Annotated in this window: 20 protein-coding genes; 14 read left to right on the forward strand and 6 right to left on the reverse strand. The window is 68.1% G+C overall.

Annotation, left to right across the window (positions count from 1 at the left end):
• The first annotated feature begins 32 nt into the window (after nt 1-32).
• The 12 genes from ASF34_RS08895 to ASF34_RS08950 all read left to right on the forward strand — a co-directional run bounded on the left by ASF34_RS08895 (nt 33) and on the right by ASF34_RS08950 (nt 13,437).
• Nucleotides 33-659 (forward strand): ribonuclease D, encoded by a 627-nt coding sequence (locus tag ASF34_RS08895; RefSeq protein ID WP_018046020.1) that lies wholly within the window; start codon nt 33-35, stop codon nt 657-659.
• A gap of 282 nt (nt 660-941) precedes the next feature.
• Entirely contained in the window at nt 942-1,706 is a 765-nt protein-coding gene (locus tag ASF34_RS08900) for a hypothetical protein (RefSeq protein WP_056160605.1), read from the forward strand.
• A complete protein-coding gene (locus ASF34_RS08905) occupies nt 1,703-2,443 on the forward strand; it encodes an LptA/OstA family protein (protein ID WP_018046022.1) in 741 nt (246 codons plus the stop codon). Before ASF34_RS08900 ends, ASF34_RS08905 begins: the two co-directional genes overlap by 4 nt.
• Before the next feature lie 92 nt (nt 2,444-2,535).
• Nucleotides 2,536-3,333, forward strand: a complete 798-nt coding sequence (lptB, locus tag ASF34_RS08910; RefSeq protein ID WP_373321342.1) for an LPS export ABC transporter ATP-binding protein — start codon at nt 2,536-2,538, stop codon at nt 3,331-3,333.
• A 505-nt stretch (nt 3,334-3,838) separates the two neighbouring features.
• Entirely contained in the window at nt 3,839-5,386 is a 1,548-nt protein-coding gene (gene rpoN / locus ASF34_RS08915; protein WP_026176325.1) for an RNA polymerase factor sigma-54, read from the forward strand.
• Between the two features lie 156 nt (nt 5,387-5,542).
• Nucleotides 5,543-6,154 (forward strand): ribosome hibernation-promoting factor, HPF/YfiA family, encoded by a 612-nt coding sequence (gene hpf, locus ASF34_RS08920; RefSeq protein WP_056160607.1) that lies wholly within the window; start codon nt 5,543-5,545, stop codon nt 6,152-6,154.
• 123 nt (nt 6,155-6,277) lie between these two features.
• Nucleotides 6,278-6,745, forward strand: coding sequence for a PTS IIA-like nitrogen regulatory protein PtsN (gene ptsN / locus ASF34_RS08925; protein WP_027171308.1), 468 nt, complete (start codon nt 6,278-6,280; stop codon nt 6,743-6,745).
• Nucleotides 6,742-7,077, forward strand: a complete 336-nt coding sequence (locus ASF34_RS08930) for a hypothetical protein (protein WP_156465677.1) — start codon at nt 6,742-6,744, stop codon at nt 7,075-7,077. Before ptsN ends, ASF34_RS08930 begins: the two co-directional genes overlap by 4 nt.
• A gap of 137 nt (nt 7,078-7,214) precedes the next feature.
• Nucleotides 7,215-8,627, forward strand: coding sequence for a Wadjet anti-phage system protein JetA family protein (locus tag ASF34_RS08935; RefSeq protein ID WP_056160608.1), 1,413 nt, complete (start codon nt 7,215-7,217; stop codon nt 8,625-8,627).
• Between the two features lie 151 nt (nt 8,628-8,778).
• Nucleotides 8,779-9,045, forward strand: coding sequence for a hypothetical protein (locus ASF34_RS08940; RefSeq protein ID WP_018046029.1), 267 nt, complete (start codon nt 8,779-8,781; stop codon nt 9,043-9,045).
• A 91-nt stretch (nt 9,046-9,136) separates the two neighbouring features.
• Nucleotides 9,137-9,772 carry a DUF4194 domain-containing protein gene (locus ASF34_RS08945; protein WP_056160611.1) on the forward strand — a complete coding sequence of 212 codons (636 nt, stop codon included), beginning with the start codon at nt 9,137-9,139 and terminating at the stop codon, nt 9,770-9,772.
• A gap of 209 nt (nt 9,773-9,981) precedes the next feature.
• Nucleotides 9,982-13,437 carry an SbcC/MukB-like Walker B domain-containing protein gene (locus ASF34_RS08950; protein WP_056160613.1) on the forward strand — a complete coding sequence of 1,152 codons (3,456 nt, stop codon included), beginning with the start codon at nt 9,982-9,984 and terminating at the stop codon, nt 13,435-13,437.
• Between the two features lie 46 nt (nt 13,438-13,483).
• Here ASF34_RS08950 and ASF34_RS08955 read toward each other — a convergent pair whose 3' ends face one another.
• The 6 genes from ASF34_RS08955 to ASF34_RS08980 all read right to left on the reverse strand — a co-directional run bounded on the left by ASF34_RS08955 (nt 13,484) and on the right by ASF34_RS08980 (nt 18,439).
• Nucleotides 13,484-14,422, reverse strand: coding sequence for an ABC transporter ATP-binding protein (locus ASF34_RS08955; protein WP_056160615.1), 939 nt, complete (start codon nt 14,420-14,422; stop codon nt 13,484-13,486).
• A 25-nt stretch (nt 14,423-14,447) separates the two neighbouring features.
• A complete protein-coding gene (locus tag ASF34_RS08960) occupies nt 14,448-14,711 on the reverse strand; it encodes a hypothetical protein (protein WP_043765043.1) in 264 nt (87 codons plus the stop codon).
• Nucleotides 14,712-14,924: 213 nt separating this feature from the next.
• Entirely contained in the window at nt 14,925-16,616 is a 1,692-nt protein-coding gene (locus ASF34_RS08965) for a SpoIIE family protein phosphatase (protein ID WP_056160619.1), read from the reverse strand.
• Nucleotides 16,613-17,473: a GGDEF domain-containing protein gene (locus ASF34_RS08970; RefSeq protein WP_056160621.1), complete on the reverse strand. Its 861-nt coding sequence runs from the start codon at nt 17,471-17,473 to the stop codon at nt 16,613-16,615. The genes ASF34_RS08965 and ASF34_RS08970 overlap by 4 nt, the downstream gene beginning before the upstream one ends.
• A 5-nt stretch (nt 17,474-17,478) precedes the next feature.
• On the reverse strand, nt 17,479-17,874 hold the full coding sequence (locus ASF34_RS08975; RefSeq protein ID WP_018046036.1) for a DUF1987 domain-containing protein: 396 nt from the start codon (nt 17,872-17,874) through the stop codon (nt 17,479-17,481).
• A gap of 13 nt (nt 17,875-17,887) precedes the next feature.
• Nucleotides 17,888-18,439 carry a SiaB family protein kinase gene (locus ASF34_RS08980; protein ID WP_018046037.1) on the reverse strand — a complete coding sequence of 184 codons (552 nt, stop codon included), beginning with the start codon at nt 18,437-18,439 and terminating at the stop codon, nt 17,888-17,890.
• Nucleotides 18,440-18,785: 346 nt separating this feature from the next.
• Here ASF34_RS08980 and ASF34_RS08985 point away from each other — a divergent pair, with 346 nt between their 5' ends.
• Nucleotides 18,786-19,859, forward strand: coding sequence for an HD-GYP domain-containing protein (locus tag ASF34_RS08985; RefSeq protein ID WP_338011528.1), 1,074 nt, complete (start codon nt 18,786-18,788; stop codon nt 19,857-19,859).
• Nucleotides 19,860-20,178: 319 nt separating this feature from the next.
• The gene (msuE, locus tag ASF34_RS08990; protein ID WP_018046039.1) at nt 20,179-20,802 is read left to right on the forward strand and encodes an FMN reductase; all 624 of its coding nucleotides are present in this window, start codon (nt 20,179-20,181) and stop codon (nt 20,800-20,802) included.
• Nucleotide 20,803: the final 1 nt, after the last annotated feature.

Here is a 20,803-nt window from a genome sequence, read left to right on the forward strand (position 1 = left end):
GACCTCGGTTCCCGCCGGAAGACACAAGCCAGATGCCTCCCCAGCCCATCATCCGCGTCCATCGCGGTGATCTCCCGGCCGATTACGTGCCGGGCACCGCCATCGCCATCGACACCGAGACGCTGGGTCTCAATCCGCATCGGGACCGTCTCTGCGTCGTCCAGATCTCGCGCGGCGACGGCAGTGCCGACGTGGTGCAGATCGTCCCCGGATCGAGTCCGCCCGACATGCTCAAGGGCGTGCTGGCCGATCCGTCGGTGACCAAGATCTTCCATTTCGCCCGGTTCGACCTCGCCGTGCTCTACAAGGCCTTCGGCGTGATGCCGGGGCCGGTCTATTGCACCAAGGTCGCCTCCAAGCTCGCCCGCACCTATACCGACCGGCACGGCCTCAAGGACGTGGTCCGCGAACTCGTGGGCGTCGACCTGTCGAAGCAGCAGCAATCCTCCGATTGGGGCGCCGAATCGCTGAGCCAGGCGCAGGTGGACTATGCCGCCTCCGACGTGCTGCATCTGCATGCGGCGCGCGCCCGCCTCGACGCGATGCTCGACCGTGAGGGACGCACGGATCTCGCGCGGCGCTGTTTCGAGTTCCTGCCCACCCGCTCCCTCCTCGATCTCGAAGGCTGGGCCGAGACCGACATCTTCGCCCACACCTGATCGGGGACGCGCATGCCGCAGGCGGGCACGCGGGGGACGGTGCGGCGGCGCACATCGATCGTGTCGCTGCGATCCCGTCCGGTTGATGATTCCTCAATGCTCCGGTCATAAGGTTCCGGTACGGCCACAACTTCGCCATCGGCCGCGCGCATCCGGCGCTGGACCATGGGGTAAGCGGGTTCCCACGGTTCAGTACATCATGGGCGAGACGTGGCATGTTGCGGGGCGCAACCTGCCGGTGTCCCATCGGATCGGTCAGGCGGAGCGGCTCGGATCATCACCATGCACGGGGTCGACGCCATCGACGCGACAGGGACGACGGGATCGGGCGCGGATGCGCGCCGTCACCGTGCCCATGCGCGGGCTCGCAACCACAGCACGCAGGTGCGCTACCTGCGTCGTCTCATTCCCCTCTCGGCCGGAGCCGCGGTCGTCGCCCTCGCCGTGGTGACGCTGTTCAACCCGTTCGGCAGCGCCCTGCCGGCCGTCACCATGGGGCCGGTCACCCTGTCGGGGACCAAGGTGAAGATGGAGAACCCGCGCCTCTCCGGTTTCCGGAAGGACAACCGGGGCTACGAGGTCATCGCCACGGCCGCCTTCCAGGACGTGCGCAAGCCCACGCTGATCGAACTCCAGGCCATGAAGGGCCATCTCGTCACCGACGATTCGGGCGGGCTCGCCCATATGGAGGCCGCCTCGGGTCTGTTCGATTCGGCACGTGAGACCCTGTCCCTCGAACGCGACATCAAGTTGTGGACCGACAAGGGCGAGGACATCCGCCTCCTGACCGCCGCCATCGACTTCAAGGCCGGTACGGTGAAGTCCGACCAGGCCGTCGCCGTGACGCTTCCCACAGGGACGGTGGCCTCCGACGGTCTCGACATGGTCGATAACGGTCGCGTCATCTCCTTCGTCGGCAATGTCCATGCGGTGTTCCACGGATCGGACAAAGCCGAGACCGCCGGATCCGAGACCAAGCCCGATGTGAAATCGCCGCGCATCCTCACCTCCGCCGCCGAGCCGCAGGATGGGGAGGCACGCCGATGAGCCGTTCCGCGCTGATCTCTACCCTCGCCCTCTGCAGCCTCCTCGCGGCAGGGAGCGCGATGGCGCAGATTCCGTCCGGCACGTCTCCGGCGCCCGCCGCGAAGGCGACCAAGCCGACCGCGCCGGGGAGCACCTTCGGCGCCAGCGGGGGCAAGGAACCGGTCAAGATCGACGCGGACCGGCTCGACGTGTTCGACCGCGAGAACAAGGCGATCTTCGCCGGCAACGTCGTGGCTGTGCAGGGCGACAGCACCATCCGCTGCTCGACGATGACGGTGCATTACAAGCGCGGCAAGGATGCCAAGCCGGGGGCGCCCGTGCCAGCCGCCGATGGTGCCAAATCGCCGGCCGGCATGGCGGAGAACGGCATCCAGAAGGTGGAATGCGCCGGCCCCGTCACCGTGGTGCAGAACGACCAGGTCGCCACCGGCGACAACGCCGTGTTCGACCAGGAGGCCAAGCGCATCGTGCTCACCGGCAACGTCGTGCTGAGCCAGTGCCAGAACGTCACCCGGGGCAGTCGCCTCGTCTACGACATGAATACCGGCCGGGCGAACATGGACCCGGTGGCCGGCGGCCGCGTCTCGGCGATGTTCGTGCCGCAGAAGGAAGAGGCCGCCAAGGGTGGGGCCAAGGGGTGCGCCCAGCCGGCGAGTGCCGCGGGCAAGCCCGCGCCGAAACCTTCCGAGGCCGGCGCGGAGAAGCCGGCCGCAAAGCCGAGAGCGCAGGCCAATTGACCTCCGCCCTGCCGGTGGCCCCTGCGCCAGACCCGATCAGCTCCCGGATCGGCGATGCGGCTCCTGCGGGAGCCGTGCGCGCGCCCTCCCTCCTGTCGCGCCTCTTTCGCCGCGGCAAGGGGCGGGCGGCGGGTGGTGAGGCTGGCCTGTCCGAGAGTGGCGGCGGTCCGGGCATTCTCCACGTGGAAGGGCTGCGCAAGAGCTACGGCGCGCGCACGGTGGTGCACGAGGCCGGATTGACCGTGCGCAACGGCGAGGCCGTGGGCCTGCTCGGCCCCAACGGCGCGGGCAAGACCACGATCTTCTACATGATCACCGGCCTCGTCTCGGCGGATCGCGGCTCGATCAGTCTCGACGGACTGCCGATCACCCACCTGCCGATGTATCAGCGTGCGCGCCTCGGCATCGGCTACCTGCCGCAGGAAGCCTCGATCTTTCGCGGCCTGTCCGTGGAGGACAACATCCGCGCCGTGCTCGAAGTGGTGGAGCCCAGCCGTAAGGAGCGCGAGCGCAAGCTCGATTCGCTGCTCGAGGAATTCGATATCGCGCGTCTGCGCAAGGCGCCTTCGATCGCGCTGTCGGGCGGCGAGCGGCGTCGCTGCGAGATCGCCCGTGCCCTGGCGACATCGCCGAGCTTCATGCTCCTCGACGAACCCTTCGCCGGCATCGACCCCATCGCGGTGGGCGACATCCAAGATCTGGTGAAGCACCTGAAGCAGCGCGGCATCGGCGTGCTCATCACCGATCACAACGTCCGGGAGACCCTCGGCCTCATCGACCGCGCCTATATCGCCCATTCCGGCCGCATCCTCACCGAGGGCACGCCGGAGGAGATCGTCGCCAACGAGGATGCACGGCGTCTCTATCTCGGCGAGGGGTTCCGGCTCTAAGCAGGTTCGCGTTGGCGCGCCAACGCTTCACGCTGCTTAGCTCTTTGATGTCTCGCAGGTTTTTATCGCAGAACCGGAGGCCACTTCTGCGAAACCTGTTTAGGCCACCGGCCCGATCCGAATCCGCGAATCACGCGCCCGCCCGTGCTGCCCACATCCTCTGCTGCCCAATTTCTCACCACATTACATGGCGACCAAAAGATGCATGCGTTTTGTGCATGTCTTTAGGCTGGTCGTCCGCGCATGCCAGCGGAGGGGGAATTTAATTTCTCTTTGGTACGAGACAGTTGCGCGAGCATGAGCTGCGTCCGTCCAACCCCGGCTGCGCCGCGCCCGATGGTGCGCCGCAGCATCGCGGTGGAAATCGCGCGCATCGCGCTTTGACGGCGGCGCAAGATGGCGATAGACCTAGGCGAAGATAAAAAGAAGCAACATTCATGCCGAGCGGCGTAGGGTTTTGTGCGCGCCTTCGGCTGGGCTCACCTGAAGGCGTCGGGGCAACACCATGAGCTTGCTGCAGCGACTGGAAATGCGTCAGGGCCAAGCCCTGGTGATGACGCCACAGCTTCTCCAGGCGATCAAGCTCCTTCAGCTCTCCCAGATTGATCTCGCCACCTATGTGGATGCCGAACTGGAGCGCAATCCGCTCCTGGAGCGCGTCGAGGGCGAGCCGGACGGTGAACGCGCGAACGGCGAGGTGGCCCCGGAGGCCGCGGGCGACGGGGATGGCGAGTTCGACTCGGCCGAGCCCGACAACTGGATGTCGACCGAACTCACGGCCAGCAGCGCCGAAATGGAAAGCGTCCTCGACACCCGTCTCGACAACGTCTTCTCCGATGAGAATCCGAGCCATGCCCGCGAGGCTGCCTCGGGCGACATGCTCACCCTGACTCCGGCGCCCTACGGCAATACTGGCGGCAGCTTCGATGGCGAGGCGCCGGATTTCGAGGCGACCCTGACCTCGGAAGTCTCCCTGCGCGAGCATCTCAGCGCGCAACTCGACCTCGCCACCCGCGATGCCGGCGACAGGCTGATCGCCGGCTTCCTCATCGATGCGGTGGACGATGCCGGCTACATGCGCGAGTCCATCGACGAGGTGGCCGAGCGCCTCGGCGCCAGCCTCGATTCCGTGGCGCGGGTGCTCAAGCTGATCCAGACCTTCGACCCGCCGGGTATCGCCGCCCGCGATCTCGCCGAATGTCTGAGCCTGCAGCTGCGCGAGCGTGACCGGTTCGATCCGGCGATGCAGGCCCTGGTCTCCCGCCTCGACCTCGTGGCCAAGCGCGACTTCCCGAGCCTGCGCCGGCTCTGCGGCGTCGATGACGAGGATCTCGTCGACATGCTGGCCGAACTGCGCCGCCTCGACCCGAAGCCCGGGCGGGCCTTCGGCTCGCGCGCCGTGGAGGTGCTGATCCCCGACGTGTTCGTCCGGGCGGCCTCCGACGGCTCCTGGCTGGTGGAGCTCAATGCCGAGGCGCTGCCGCGCGTTCTGGTGAACCAGAGCTACTATGCCCGCGTCTCGCGCGGGGCGGCGGCCGAGGGCGACAAGGCGTTCCTGTCCGAATGCCTGCAGACCGCCAACTGGCTCACCCGCAGCCTGGAGCAGCGGGCGCGCACCATCCTCAAGGTCGCCTCGGAGATCGTCCGCCAGCAGGACGCCTTCTTCGTGAACGGCGTGGCGCATCTGCGCCCCCTCAACCTCAAGACGGTCGCCGAGGCCATCGGCATGCACGAATCCACCGTGTCGCGGGTCACCTCCAACAAATCCATCGGCACCAGCCGGGGCACCCTGGAGATGAAATACTTCTTCACCGCCGCCATTCCGGGGGCGGCGGGCACGGCTTCGCATTCCTCCGAGGCGGTGCGCCACCGCATCAAGCAGCTCGTGGACGGCGAGGCGACCGGCGACGTGCTCTCGGACGACGCCCTGGTGCAAAAGCTCCGCGACGAGGGCATCGACATCGCCCGCCGCACCGTGGCGAAATATCGGGAATCCCTGCGCATCCCCTCGTCCATCGAGCGCCGCCGCGAGCATTTCGCCTACGCCCGCTGAGGGCTGCCGCGTTCTGCGGATGACGTCTGCCCGCCGGGGAAAGCTTCAGGCTCTCCCGCCTGTCGACTCCCGTGCAATGCCGGTTCGCCATTCCGTTGACTTCTCCTCCCGGGGCTCCTTTACTTGCCTCCCGAACGCAACAAAACCGGAGGATACATGGGGTCATTGCGCGTCACAGGCCACGGCCTGGACCTCGGCGAAGCCCTTCGCGGGCGTGTCGAAGAGCGAATGGCCGCCACCTTGTCGAAATATCTCGACAGCCACATGAACGGCACCTGTTCCGGCCATGTGACGCTTCGACGGGATGGGACGGCCTACCGTACCGATTGTGTGCTTCACCTCGTCTCGGGCCTGACGCTCGAAGCGTCCGCCGCTTCGCACGACGCGCATTCGAGCTTCGAGCAGACGGCGGACAAGCTCGAGAAGCGCCTGAGGCGCTACAAGCACCGGCTCAAGGATCATGGCGCCGCCCTGCATGAGGGCGCCACCGTCCAGGCGGCCTACGCCGTCTTCGCCGCGCCGAGCGACGCGGAAGAGGATGTGATCGACGACGATCTCGCCGAGGACGAGGGGGCGCATCCGCCCGTGGTCGCCGAGAGCACCAGGGCGCTCAAGCGCCACTCGGTGAGCGAGGCGGTCACCGCCCTCGATCTCACGGGGGCACCGGTCATCGTGTTCGTTCACGCTGGTACCGGCCGCATCAACGTCGTATACCGCCGCAGTGACGGAGCGATCGGTTGGGTGGATCCGCCGGAGGCGGCAGCTTAACGCGCTCTGCCGGCCGCGTGCCGACCATCGGCCGCCTCGGGATGCGTGGGGACCACGCATCCGCAGCGCTAATGTAGACGAGCGGGGGCCGGTGGGTCGCCGCCGATGGGGCGATGGTCCTTTATGCCGATTCTGGAATTCCTGAGTCCGGATTCCGTGGTGACCTCTCTGCGCGCTCGCGCGAAGAAGCAGATCCTCCAGGAATTGAGCACCCATGCGGTGCGCCAGCTTCCCGCTCTGGACGAGCGTGAGGTGTTCGAGACTCTCCTGCAGCGCGAGCGCCTCGGCTCCACGGGCATCGGCGACGGCGTCGCCATTCCCCACGGCAAGCTTCCGGGCCTCGACCGGCTGTTCGGCCTCGTGGCACGGCTGGAAAAGCCGGTGGATTTCGAATCCCTCGACGGTCAGCCGATCGACATCGCCTTTCTCCTCCTCGCCCCGGAGGGCGCGGGCGCGGAGCATCTCAAGGCGCTGGCCCAGGTGGCGCGTCTCCTGCGCGAGCCGGGCGTTCTCGACCGGATCCGGGCCGCGAGGGACGCCAGCGCACTCTATGCGCTCCTGACCCAGCCTACGAAATCCGAGGCGGCATGATCCCGATGGACGTGAAGGCGAAGTGGGCGCCGGCCGCGATCGCGGGGCTCGTCCTGTCGCTCACGCCGGCGCGGGCCGACGTGACCTGCGCCCGCGACGTGCTCGTGGCCAACTCGATGCAGCGTCAGGCCATCGACCAGCTCGAGCAGGCGGATGGCGACGATGCCAACCGCTGCCGGGTCTGGCGCCGCCACGTGGAGACCATGCGCCGGGTCGCCAGCGTCTACGGCCGCTGCCTGTCGGGGGCCGAGCGCGCCGCCAAGCTCGCCGAGGTGCAGACCTCGGAGAAGGATTTCTCCGGCATCATCCGGACGCGCTGCCGCGGGCTGTAGTACGTCGGCCCGAATGGCCGGTACCTGGTTTTCAGACGGGCCGATGCTGCAAGGGTAGGGTGCGCTCGGCACACAGTCCGTTACGGCCGGTCGATTGACTCCGGCCCGTTGCACTGGCTGTCCTCACCAGCGCCGCCATGCTGTTCACCCGCCTCCCCGACGATCTGTTCAAGCCGCTTGCCTCGCCGAGCCGGGCCTTCAACGCGGCGCTGCTGCTGCATCTGCATGCCAGGGTGTTCGCCGAGACCACCGAACCCCTGCGCAAGAGCGAGCTGCTCGCCTCCATCGGTGATTTCTCCGCCGACTGGTCCCAGGGCGAGATCGCCGACGACGAGGCCACGCCGGTCGATCCGGTGGAGCGACGCTCGGCGGTCTACCGGCGGCTTCTCGACGCCGGCTGGCTGGTGGAACGGCGCGAGCGCTACGTGCCGGTGGTCGATTTCGATCCGGATGCCCGCCTCGTCATCGAGGAACTCGCCCGTCTCGACCGGGGCGAGACCCGCTCCTATGGCGGCGCGGTACTGGAGGTACTGGGTAGCCTGGAGAGCGCGGTGGCCAACCCGGCCGAACGTTCGGAGGCCCTGGTCAATGCGGCCAAGGCCTCGCGCGCCTTCCTCGGACATCTGCGCAGCCTCGCCGGCTCGATGCGCAAGATCGAGGAGCGGATCCTGCGCGAGGAAGACCAGGGCGTCGCGTTCCGCCTCTATTTCGAGGAGTTCGTCGCGCGCCATCTCGTCAGCGACTACCGCACCCTGCACACGCGCCTGAACCCGTTCCGCTTCCGCTCCGGCATCGTCCGCGAGGCGGGCCGCGCCCTGCGCGACGACCTCACCCTGCGGGCTCTCGCCGAAGCGGGGCTGCGCGAAGGGAGGGCACAGGACCTGTCCCTGGCCGAGCGGGCGGTGCGGGCGGATCTCGCCGAAATCCTCTCGATCTTCGAGGGGCTCGACCGGCATCTCGACGCCGTGGCCGACATCGTGGCACGCCTGGAGCGCCGGATCGCGGCGGCCCTGCGCTACACCGACCATCGCGATTCCGACCGGATCGAGCGTACCGCCGCGGCGTTGCGGGCGGTGGGCGCCGCCGAATGGTCGGAGACCGGTCCCTTCGCCGAGGTCTCGCTCCTGCGTCCGCCCATCGGCGAGCCGCATCTCTACACCCCCCGCATGCGGCGCGCGGCGATCCTGTCCGAGCCGCTGCCGGAGATCCATCTCGACCCTGCCATCGAGGCCTTCATCCTGGCCAAGGACGCCTTCCGCCAGCGGGTGATGGTGACGCCGGAGCGCGTCATCGCCTTCGTCGAGCGCAAGCTCGGGGCGAGCCCCGCCGTCCGGGGTTCCGAGATCGTGGTGGCGGATGTGGACGAGTTCGTGGTGTTCCAGCGCCTGCGCGAGATCGACGTGCTGTTCGACGGCATCCTGACCACGCGCTACCGCCTCTCGCGGGTCGCGGGCCGCGTCTCCAACGGCTGGCTCGACTGCCCGGACTTCCTGGTGGAGCGCCGAAACCCGGCAGTCCGCCCGGCATCGGTTCGCCCACGCGGCGCCTGAGCGGGGACGAACTCCGCATCGGGTCACAATCGGTGACGATCTTGGACCGCCGCCTGATCACATTGATGTTTTCGGACTTGGCAGACGCTGGAAGGGGGATCATGCTTGCCGAAGGCCCGCCGAAGATGCGGGAATACCGGGAGATACGCCGATGACATCCGGGAAATGCTTGATCAAGTCCGCCTGGATCGCGGTCGAGGTGGGCAAGGAGAGATCCGAGCGCGTGCTCGTGGTCGAGACCTATATCGCCGTCAGTCCGCTGGAACGGAACTTCGACCCCTCCCGCTACGACCGGGTCGTGGCGGAGGTCCAGCGCGTGCTCGCCGAGAATCCGTCCATCGACCGCGCCTCGATCCTGAGCATGCACCGCGACACCCAATGCCTCTCGCTGTTCAAGGCGACTCAGCAGGCGGCATGAACGCCGGGCCTTTGTGAAAGGACCGCGATCCGGGTAACGAGGCGCCACGGCGGGACGGGTGTTCCGCCTCAACGCTTCATGGATTGTCGGGATGATCGAGGCCTTCCGCGCCATCGTCGACGGCGACGAGCCTCCGCCTCCGGGGACGCGCGCGCCCTCCGGGGAGGATCTGACGCGGGCGCTCCAGGTGCTGCTCAAGAGCCAGTGCATCTATTCCGATACCCCCGGCATCGGGCGCTCCTACGAGCTTGCCCGGCACTACGCTCCCTTCTTCAAGAGCTACTTCGCCTGCCTCGGATACGGGTTCGAGGTTTCGCCCCGCGACCAGATGGTGTTCCTGCGCGTGCCCCCGGACGGGGTGCGCCACGACGGCCAGGCCGAACGCCTACGCAAGGACGAGACCCTCGTCCTTCTCGCCCTGCGTCTCGCCTACGAGGAGGGGCTGCGCGCGCACCGCGTCACCACCGACGGCGTGGTCGAATGCACCACCGACGACATTGCCGAATCGATCCGCACCGCCGCCCGGAGCGAGGCGCCGGAGGAGGCGCGCCTCACCGAAATCCTCCGCCTCTTCGCCCGCAAGGGTGCCCTGCGCTTGGGCGAACGCGACAAGGCCGAGAAGATCACGCCGCTGATGCTGCTACCGGGCATCGCCGTGCTCTCGCCCGATGCCTGGATGGAACAGGTCCGCGCCTGGGCCGCGGCGCGCCTCGACGACGACGGCTGACAGCGGGTCACCGGTGCCGGCGAACGCGCCGATGTCGGCCTTCGGTCGGGATCGGGACTGCTTAATAAAAGATTTCACATGAAAACATTGCGGTGCGGGGACGGACCCTCCCGCCCCTATAGGAGGTGACGCTGCCACCCGACTTGCATCGCGAGCCGACGGCGTCCATGCCGGGCGACCGACACGCCCCGCAGGGAGCCGCCCGACCGGTGTACCGCCTCACCGACATCGTCCTCTCCAACTGGTACCTGATCCGGCGCGAGCAGATCCGCATCCGGGGGGCGGCTGCCCTGGTGGGGCCGACGGGCGCCGGCAAATCGACGATCTTCGATGCCGTTGGAACGGTGCTGGCCGGAAACAATGCCAGCCGCCTCGCCCTCAACGCCTCCGCCTCGGGGCGCAGCGCCCGCACGGTCCGCGATTATTGCCTCGGCTGGATCAGCGACCCGGCCGAGGGCGGACGCCCGACCCGCGAGGCCTGCGAGACACTGATCGTTCTGGTCTTCGAGAACGAGACCACCGGCCGCGTCGTCTCGGTGGGCCTCGCTTTGGCGGCCCGTGCCGAGGACAGCCGCGAGACCACGCTGTCGCGCTTCATCGCGGTCGGCCATCGCTTCGAGATCGCCGATTACGTCCGCGAGACCGCGGAGGGCAGCTTCGTCGCGCCCTGGCCGGAGATCGCCAAGGACCTGCGCATCCAGGCCGACCGGTTCGAGGAATTCCGCTCGTCGGGCGAGCGCTTCACCGCCGAATTGCTGGCGCTGATGCGCGAGGGGGCGTCGAGTCCGGAGCCACGGCATTTCCTGCGCACCTTCTCCAACGCCGTGGCGTTCAAGCCGATCTTCGATTCCTCCGCCTTCGTGCGCTCCTTCGTGCTCGAACCGGAGCCCCTGGACGTCGCCCGCATCCGCCAGTCGGTGGAGAACTGGCGCCGCCTGCTGGAGACGATCGAGGAGTTGGAGCGCCGACTCACGCATCTCGGGCGCATCCTGAAGCGCTACGAGACCTGGGCCGAGGCCAGCCTCTCGGCCACCCTCGACGATCTGCGCGCCGCTGGCGCCGATCTGCGCCGGCGCATCCTCGATTACGCGACCGCCCGCTCCAGGCTCGGCGAGGTAGCCGAGCGCCTGCGCATCGCCCGCGAGAGTGTGGCCACCAGCCAGGGGTTCGTGCGCGAGATCGACGGGGAGATCGCCGGCAAGAAGGCGATGCTCGCCGGGAGCCAGGGCGAGGGGCGGCTCGCCGCCTCCAATGCCGGCCTCGCCATGCTGGCGCGCGACAAGCGCGACCTCTCCGCCCGCGTCGCCGACCTCGTGGGGATGGTGCAGGAGGCGGGCAAGCTCAACACCCTGTTCTCCGAGATTCAGCGGATCGATCCCGACGCCGCCAGGATCGTGGCCGCGTGCTCGCGCTCCGGCCTGCGCCGCGAGGCGCCCCCGGAGGAATCCCTGCGCATCGACGGCCCCCTCGGCGGGTTGATCGAGATGCTCGCGGCCCTGCCCGACATCGCCACCCCCCTCGACACCGCCGCCGAGGATATGGCCCTGCGCGCCCGGGCCCAGGAGAAGGAGGCGCAGGCCCTCTCGGCCGAGATCGGCACCGGGCGAACGGGCGGCGCCCGCCTCTCCTCCGACACGGCGGGCTTTCGCGACGAGCTGGCCCGGCTGGGGATCGAGGCCACGCCGATCTGCGAGCTCGCCGAGATCACCGATCCGAAATGGGGGCCGGCCCTGGAGGGTCTGCTCGGCGGCGCCCGTGAGGCCCTGGTGGTGGAGCCGGACAGGCTCAACGAAGCCTTCGCCCATCTCGAGGCCCGCAAGAGCCAGTTCTACCGCTGCCTGCTGGTCAAGACCACTGACACCGCGCGGCGCCGGGGCGGGCGCGACGACGAGGGGCCGATCTCGCTGATCGAGACCCGCGATCCTCACGCCCAGGCCTTCCTCGCCGCGCGTCTCGGGGGCTACGATCTCGCCCCCAACGACGCGGCCCTCGCCCATATGAGCCGCGCCGTGGCGCCGAGCGGCCGCTCCACCTCGGGCATGGCCTATTCCGTGGTGCGGCCGGTCCAGTTGATGATGACGCGGGGCAGCCGCGGCCCCACGGCCGAGGGACGGCAGAACCTGGAGCGCGCGGTGGCCGAGGCGCGGCGCCTGCGCGGTGAGGCGGGCGTGCTGCGCGAGGCCGCCCGCATCGCCGCCATGCTGCGGGTCCGCCTCGCGGAAGCGAATCTCGACATCGTCTCTCTGCGCCAGGAGGCCGACGCCATGGAAGGGCGCCGGCGCAGCCTCACCACCGAGCGCGAGGCGGTGGAGAAGGCCGATACCGGCGCGCTGGAGGCCGAGCTCAAGGAGCTTGCCAAGGAGCGCTCGGCCTATCTCACGGAGCTGGTCCAAGTTCTGGAGCCCAAGCGCGACGCGCTGCTCGGCGAGGAAGCGGGGCTGAAGGCGAAGGTCGCCACCGCGCGGGAGGCGATACGCGGCGCGCTCCAGGCAAGGCGCAGCGCCCATGCACGCTGGATCGCCGGTGATTCCGTCCGCATCCGACTCGTCCGGCCGGGCGGGTTCGATCCGCTGGCGGTGGCGAAGGCCCGGGCCGACGCCGCAGGCCTCGAATCCAAGGAACTGGCGGCTTTGGCCAATGCGGCGCGCGGCGCCGCCCGCGAGGCGATGGAGACGGCGCGCACGCAAGGCCGTGCCGCCGAGCGCGATCTCGCCGAATATTGCGTGCAATGGCGGATCGAGAACCCGCTCGGCAACGGCGACGCCCCGGCCTCCTTCGGTTTCTCTTGGGTCGCCCGCGCCCATGACGAGGTCGCGGGCCACGAGTTGCGGCGCTATCGCGACCAGGCGGTGCGGGCAGAGGGCGAGATGCGCCGCCTCATGACCGAGGACCTGCTGACGCGCCTCGCCGACAAGTTCGAGCGGGTCCGCACCCGCCTCGACGCCCTGAACGAACGCCTCTCCACCCAGACCTTCACCGGCCAGACCTACGCGTTCGAGGCGACCGTCGACCGCCGCTACGCCGCCGTGCATGCCCTCGCCACAGAGGTGGCTCGCTCGGCCGACGCGGCGCAGGCGATTCTGCCGGGGGAAGGCGAGGAAGCGCCTTCGGGGCCGCTCGCCGCCGCCATCGAGGAGATCACCGCCCTGATCGCCGGGGACGAGAGCGCGGCGCGGCTCGCCGATTACCGCAACTATTTCGTCTACGAGATCGGCATGCGCGACAAGGCGGGCAACCGCACCACCATGTCGAACCGGGCCCTGCGCGGCTCGGGCGGCGAGGCGCAGGCGCCGTTCTACGTGGCCATCGCCGCCTCGCTCGCCTCAGCCTATTACCCCGGCGACCGGCCCGGCGACGAGAATCCCGGTCTGGGCCTCTGTCTCCTCGACGAGGCCTTCTCCAAACTCGACGTGCGCAACTCGCAGGCCCTGGTGGACCTCTATCAAGCCTGGGGGCTGCAACTCCTCATCGCCGCCCCGGAGGACAAGCGCACCACGCTCACCGAGGTGATGGACACCATCGTCACCGTCTATAAGAGCCCGGACCTGACCTCGGTGCGGATCGAAGCCGAGCATCCGCTGGAGACGGCCAAGCGCGCGCTGGCGGCCATCAACCCGGAGCGGCAGGGAATCGAGACGTTCCGGGTCTCCGACGCGGCGGAGTGAGGGGGGTTATCCTCCCTCGATGCGCTCGGCCTTGACGAACGCGCGATCAGGTCCGCCGCGATGCGGTTTCCCGGATCGCGGTGAGAGTCAGAATGGCGGGGGCACCGTTCCCTGTCACCGCGAGGTGATCGGCGCCAGTGGAGAGAAGCAGCGCCAGGGCGTCCTTCAGCGATGTCTCGGCCGTGACGGACGGCGCATCCGCGGCCTCACCGGGAACCGCGACGACACCCGCTTGCGTCAGCGCGAGACGCCGCAGAGCACGGTCCTCGCCGACGAAGCTCTCCACGAAGGCGTCGGCGGGGGCGATCAGGAGGCGGTCCGGCGTGTCGGCCTGGACGATCCGGCCCTCGCGCATCAGCACGACGCGATCCCCCATCCGCATCGCCTCGTCGATATCGTGGGTGACGATGATGACGGTCTTATTGAGCCGGCGAAGTATCTCGCCGATCTCGCTTTGTAGCCGGCTACGCGCTACCGGATCCACGGCTCCGAAGGGCTCGTCCATGAGGAGGACGGCCGGGTCAGCCGCGAGCGCGCGGGCGACGCCGACGCGCTGGCGCTGACCGCCGGAGAGTTCGTCCGGCCTCCGGTCGCGGTAGTCCCGCGGATCGAGGCCGACGAGGGCGAGCATCTCGTCCACGCGATCCGCGATCCGGGCGCGGGACCAGCCCGACAGCTTTGGCACGGTGGCGACGTTCTCGGCGACGGTCCGGTGGGGGAACAGGCCGATACCCTGCAGGACATAGCCGATGCCGCGGCGCAGCCGCACCGGATCGACCCCCGCCACGTCGCGTCCGTCGAGGAGAATGCGCCCGGCATCCGGTTCCACGAGCCGGTTGACCATGCGCAGGGTGGTGGATTTGCCACAACCGGAAGGGCCGATGAGGACGCAGGTCGTGCCTTCCGCGATGTCGAGGTCGATCCCGTCGACGGCCGGTCGATCCGCGCCGGCAAAGCGGCGGGAGACGCCTTCGAACCGGATCATCGACCGAGCCTCGCGGGCTCGGATTTCAGCAGCCGAGGCAGATCGAACCCATCGTTGTCCGCATCTTCCGGTCCCAGGCCTTGTCGCGGGCGGCGGAGACCTTCTGCGCCTTGAGCATGTCGCCTTCGGTCGAGGCCCGGTTGAAGGTGGAGGTCGGCGGCTTCGTCACACCCATGGCGGTGGTCATGCGCTTGGGGGCCGGCTGCTGCGCCGTGGTGGAGGGCTGCGCCTGGACGGGCATGGCGACAAGCAGGCCCAGACAGACGGACGCGGCAAGGAAGCGTGTCATGATCGATCTCGACTTTTCGAATGTATAGAAACGCAGCAGAGGCAAACCAAGATCGCGCCCCGAATACCAGCTCTCTTCGTCCATCATGACGGCAAGGTTGAGGCGTTGCGATGCGATCTCTCGAATGGCAGGCGTAGATAGTGCCGAATTGTCATGGGGCTTAGCGTGTGCCAGCGCACCGGGCGACGATCGTTTCGGTCACGGAGCGGTGGGTCACGCCTGTCGTTTCGGGCGGAACGCGACCAGGGTCATGTCGTCCCGGGGTGTCTCGGAGCCGCGATAGGCGGCGAGCTCGGTTTCCAGTGTCCCGATCTGCCGGCCGAGTTCCTCCCCGCGGGTGCGCAGGAGGATCTCCGCGACGCCGCGATACCCGAGCAATCGACGCTGCGTACCGTGGATACCCATCTGGTCGGTGATGCCGTCGGTCATCAGGTAGAAGGTGTCGCCCGGCGCCACGTCCAGGGTGACGTTCCCGGTGCTGAAGCTCTCGCTCCCCTGGCGCGGATAACCGAGTCCCCGCTTGGCCCCCCTGATCCGGGTCACCCCCGCATCCGTGACGGTGGTGAGCGACAGGCCGGCGCCGGCGAAAGTCAGGCGCCGTGCCTCCGGGTCCCAGATGCACAGGCCGCAATCGAGCCCGTCATCGGAATCCGAACCGCGCCCGTCCTGGCGCAGCTGCGCGCGGACCATCTCGTCGAGGACCGTCAGGATCTCGGCCGGCGAGCGCAGGCCGCGCTCGTGCAGCACGCGGTCGAGGGCGGTGGCGACGATGAGCGTGATGAACGCGCCCGGTACGCCGTGGCCGGTGCAATCGGCCACGACGATGATGCTGACGTCACCGAGGCGTTCCAGCCAGAAATAGTCGCCGCCGACCTGATGCAGCGGCTCCCACAGCACGGCGACATCGAGTCCCGCACCGGCCAGTGCCATCCGGTCGGGCAGGACGGAGGTCTGGATGCGACGGGCGTAGCCGATGCTCTCCATGACCTGGTGGTTGGCGTCGGCGAGCTTGGCATGAGCGAGTTCGAGGTCGGCGAGGAGCTGCTTCGCCTCGTCGCCGGCGCGCAGGCCCTCCACCATGCGGTTGAAGGCCGAGGAGATCACGTCGATCTCGTTGCTGGCCCGTATGGCGCCGTCGAACGCCACCGTCGACCAGCGCTTGTGCTCGACCTCGCGCATGGCGAGCAGCAGGCGCTTCAGGGGGGCGAGGACGTGCTTGCGCACGTTGGCATGCAGGGTCAGCACGAAGGCCAGCATCAGCACCAGGCTCGCCCCGACCGCCAGGAGCGCCTGCTTCTCGGCATTGGCGCGCAGGGCTTCGGTGGAAAGTCCCAGCGTCAGGCTTCCCACGGGCTTCGCCTGGCCCGCCAGGGTGATGGCGGTGGAGGCGCGGATGAGCTCGATGCCGCGTCCCCCCGGCATCTCGCCGATGGACATCACCAGGCCGCCCTCCGCGTTCCAGGCACGGACGAAGCGGAACGCCGGATCGAGGGTCAGCGCCTGGACCTGGGTCGTGTAGACGTCCGGCCGCTCGCTCCAATCGGGTCGGGCGATGGCCTGGGCGGTGAGGGCGACGAGAAGGTTCGCCCGTTCGGTATAGAGCCTGAGACTGTCGTTGTAGTTCACCCAGGCGATGCCGACCTGCGTCGCCAGCACCACGATGGCGATCACCGGGTAGATCCGCAGGAACAGGGTGTGCGCCAGACTGTCGAGGTCGCGCCCGCGGGCCGAACCGCGCAGGGCGCCCGGCCGCATCGTACCGGGCGCGGATGTCGACACGTCGGTGAAACCGGCCAGTTCCAGGAAGTCGTCGCCGCGCAGGGGACCGCCTCCCCTCAAGGAGCGCTTGCGGGTGGGGGAGGCGACGGCGGGCGATGCCGTCTCGGCCGCAGGATCGAACGTCATGGCGGCGGCGGTCCGTCTGCAGAAGGGCCGCGGGACGGGCGGACACAGCCCCGTCCGGCATGTTTGGCCGCATAGAGCGCGGCATCGGCCCGGCCCAGGGTCTGCTCGAAGGTCTCGGTTCCCTCGATGGCGGCGATGCCGATGCTGACGGAGAGCGCCAGCGGTCCTCCGGGCCACGCCACGCCGGTTTCCCCGACGAGGCGGCAGATGTCTTCGGCCACCGTGAGCCCGGCATCGGCCCCGATCTCGGTGAGCAGGATCGCGAATTCCTCGCCGCCCATGCGGCCGATCACGTCCACCTTGCGCAGGCGCCTCCGGCAGGTCTCGACGAAACTGGCGAGGGCCGCGTCTCCGGCGGCGTGGCCGAACTCGTCGTTGAGGCGCTTGAACCGGTCGAGATCCGCCATGAGGAGGCAGGCGGGAATCCGGTCGCGCTCGTATCGCAGCCATTCACGCTGGCTGATCTCCATGAAACGGCGACGGCTCACCGCGCCGGTGAGGTCGTCGGTATCGGCCAGATGCCTCAGCTTCGCTTCGAGCCGGGTCCGATGCTCGATCTCGCCGGACAGCGCCTCGTTGAGGGCCTGCAGGTCGCGTTGCTGCTCGGCGAGGCGGTGATTCGCCTTCTGCAGGTCGAGCTGCATCCGGTCGCTCATCCTCACGAGGCGGCGCTGCTCGCGATAACTGCGCCGGTAGGCTTCGGCGAGTTGCTGGACGCCGCCCGCGACCTGCGCGAGCCCCGCCAGCATCCCATCGGTCTTCCCCAGGACCGCTTCCTCGGTATCGTACAGACTGAACGCGTCGCCGACGACGGGGGGATGGTCGGTTGGCGGAACGACCCCGGGCTTGACCTTCATCCGTGTCAGTTCCCCGCCTGCGAGGTCTCGACGAGATCGAAACGTGCATGGGAAAAGTCGGAGGCGAAATCCTCCCCGGCCTCGGCGATGGTCTCGTCGCCCTCGGCGTAGAGCCAGCGGATGGTGACGCCACGGCCTTCGCCGGCGGCGGCCTCGAGGGGCATGAACAGGTTCATCAGTCCCTTGGCGCTGGAACTGTTGAAATAGACGAGGGCGACCTCGAACACGATCGGTTCCGGACCCGACAGGGCGAGGTAGGACCGCAGGGACTGGAGCAGGGGGCCGAAGAAGGCTGCGGCATCCTCCGGATACGATTCGCCACTCAGCCTGAAACGGCCGGCTGCGAAGTCGAAATCCACCTCGGGGGATCGGGCGGTCGCCGGAATTTGAATGCGGTCCATCGCCGGGGCGCCGTCAGATATAGGCTTTGAGGCAGAACAGACTGCGCTCGTCGCCGAGATCGTGAAAATCGAACTCGACGGGAGCACTCGACCGGCGAGCGATCTCGATCAGGCCGATGCTCCCTCCGAGGCTGCCCTCGTCGGGGGGCTGGCGCAGCTTCTCGCGGTAAAAACGCTTGAGTTCTTCGCTGGACATGCCGGCAATGTGGTCCAATCGCTCATGCAGAACGGCGGCATCGGCCTTGGGGACCTCGTTGCCGCACACGACGAAGAAGCGCGCGTTCTCGACGCCGACCACGATCATCCCGGCACTGATCATGCCGCAGGACGCCTTGTCCCCGGGGAGCTTGTCGGCCGAGTAACGAATGATGTTCTGGGCCTGCTCGACGAAGATCGAGAACACCCGCTTGGCGATGGTCGCGTCCGTCTCACCCTGGATCATCCGAAGCTTCAGGACTTCGCCGAGGGAAAACAGCACGTTCTCCGAGATGTCGCCGCCGAACGACAGGATGATACCGTTACGCTTCGATGTCTCGAAGAAGGATTTGAAGTCCCGCGCGAGCACAGCATCCTCCTCCCGATGGCGGAAGGTGCCGCACGGTGAGCGCCCACCTTCACTGCCCGACAGCACTAACCCAAAGGCCTCTACAGACAGTTACCGCCTCGCAATCTGGCGGAGTGCGAGCAAATTCCATTCCATCCGGTTAACCAGGACGACAGGATTGGACGACCCCGCGCCATGGTTCCGACAGGAGAACTATCTCGGTTCAAGGTGTCGATGATAGATCGGACGGCATCGGGTTCGTTCTGCGAAAAGAAACAATTTATAGGGATTTGTTTCTGTAAAACTCGCGAGCGCGCCTGTGTTTGGGCACGAACCCAGACCTTGCCGGTCTGAAGCGGATCGGATCGTGACACAAGACAAGTCCGTCCTCATCGTATCGGATCGACCGGACCGGGTGAGACTGCTGGCGCGCGCCATCACCACCATCATGCCCTGCCGCAGCGTTCTCGGGGACCAGTCGGCTCCCGCCATCCTGCCCGTCGTCGCCGTCATCGATCTGGATCCCCGTGACGGCGTAGCGGCGGCCTGGGTGGTCCGTCTCCTGGAGATGCGCGTGCCCTGCCTCGTTCTCACGAATGCGCCCGCCCACATCCCGGACAGGGCGAATCCGGCCCTGCGCGTCACGGCGGCCGATACCCCACGCCCGACCATTCTCTCCCTCCTGTTCAGCCTCATCGATGCCGGCGAGAAGCTGCGCACGCGTCACGCCGGCGAGACCGCCGCATTGGAAGGCAGGGCGCACCGCGCCTGCTCCGTGGTGGCGGACCTGTTCCATGCGGCGCAAGCCGATCGGCCGATCTCCTCGGAGGAGGCCGATGCGGGAACCGACGTGATTCTGGAGGCCGTTTCCGAGGGTGGCATCCGCGCGTGGCTCGAGGTGATCGGACGCTACGACGAACTCCTCTACCAGCACTCCCTCAGCGTCGCCGGCTTTGCCGCGGCCTTCGGCTTCCACCTCAAGATTCCCCGGGCCGACCGGAAGCGCCTCGCGAAAGCCGCGTTGCTGCACGATATCGGCAAATCGAAGATTCCTCTGGCCATCCTCAACAAGCCCGGTGCGCTGACCTCGGCCGAGATGGCGACCATGCGCACCCATGCCGCCGCCGGTGCCGACATGCTCGCCAGGCAGGAGGGGTTCGATGCCGCCATGCTCGACGTGGTCCGGCATCATCACGAGATGCTCGACGGCAGCGGCTACCCGGCCGGCCTCACCGGCGATGCGATTCCGGATCTCGTCCGCCTCGTGACGATCTGCGACATCCACTCGGCCCTCACCGAGCGGCGGGCCTATCGCAATCCACTCCCGCATGCCGAGGCCCATGCGATCATGCTCGGCATGACGGGCAAGCTCGACATGCCGCTCCTGCGGGCCTTCCAGCCCATCGTCCTGCAATCGAGCCATGGCGACGCATTGGTCTAGCGCCTCGCGGCGTTCGGTTTACCGAACCCTGTCCGGTTCAGGTGGAGCGTTCTTCCAGGCCGACCCCGTCCATGGGCCGTGATTCTGCATGAAATTGCCAAGTTGAAAGTTTCATCTCCTACGGGGACGTCTTGCCGAAGACCGATCTCCCATGCATCGTTCTTTTAAAAGCACGTTTCGTTGACCCGGATCGCCGCTGCCATCACATTTCGGTAACGATGCCGAGGGGCATTCCATGACCGGACGGCCCGCCATGACTGGACGGCGCGTTCGGATCAAAGTCCCCGGCGCATTCCCGTACCCGATCGGTAGGCGCTCGATGTCCCTTCAAGGCAGCTCTTTCTCAGGCCCGCTTCCGCGCATCGTCGGCTTCAGCGCCAACCTGCAGCGTCCCTCCAAGACGCGGGCGCTGGTCGAAGCCGTTGCCGAGGCGACCGGCGCGCGGCTGCGCGCCGACATCCGCCTGTTCGACGTGGTCGATGCCGGGACAGGCCTCGGCGCGGCCTGGTCGCGCGACCAGCTCTCGCTGCCCGCTCGGCGCATCCTGGAGGCGATCGAGAACGCGGACGCGCTCATCGTCGGAACGCCGGTCTACAAGGGCGCCTATACCGGCCTGTTCAAGCACCTGTTCGACTTCGTCGATCCGGCGGCCCTGGCGGGCAAGCCCGTCGTGCTCTCGGCCACGGGCGGGGGCGCGCGGCACGCCCTCGTCGTCGAGCATTCCCTGCGGCCCCTCTTCGGCTTCTTCAGCGCGCAGACCGTCCCGACCTCGGTCTATGGCAGCGACGCGGACTTCTCCGACGGCGTCCTCGTCGACGAGGGCGTGCGGGGCCGCGTTTCCGATGCTGCGGCCCAGCTCGCCGCGCTGCTCGGCGCACGGGAGAAGCCCTCGGCTTCGTTCGAGGCCGCGCCGGCCACCGCCTTCGCCGCTCCGAACCGATAGC

The organism is Methylobacterium sp. Leaf106 (genome assembly GCF_001422895.1).
Taxonomy (GTDB): Bacteria; Pseudomonadota; Alphaproteobacteria; order Rhizobiales; family Beijerinckiaceae; genus Methylobacterium; species Methylobacterium bullatum.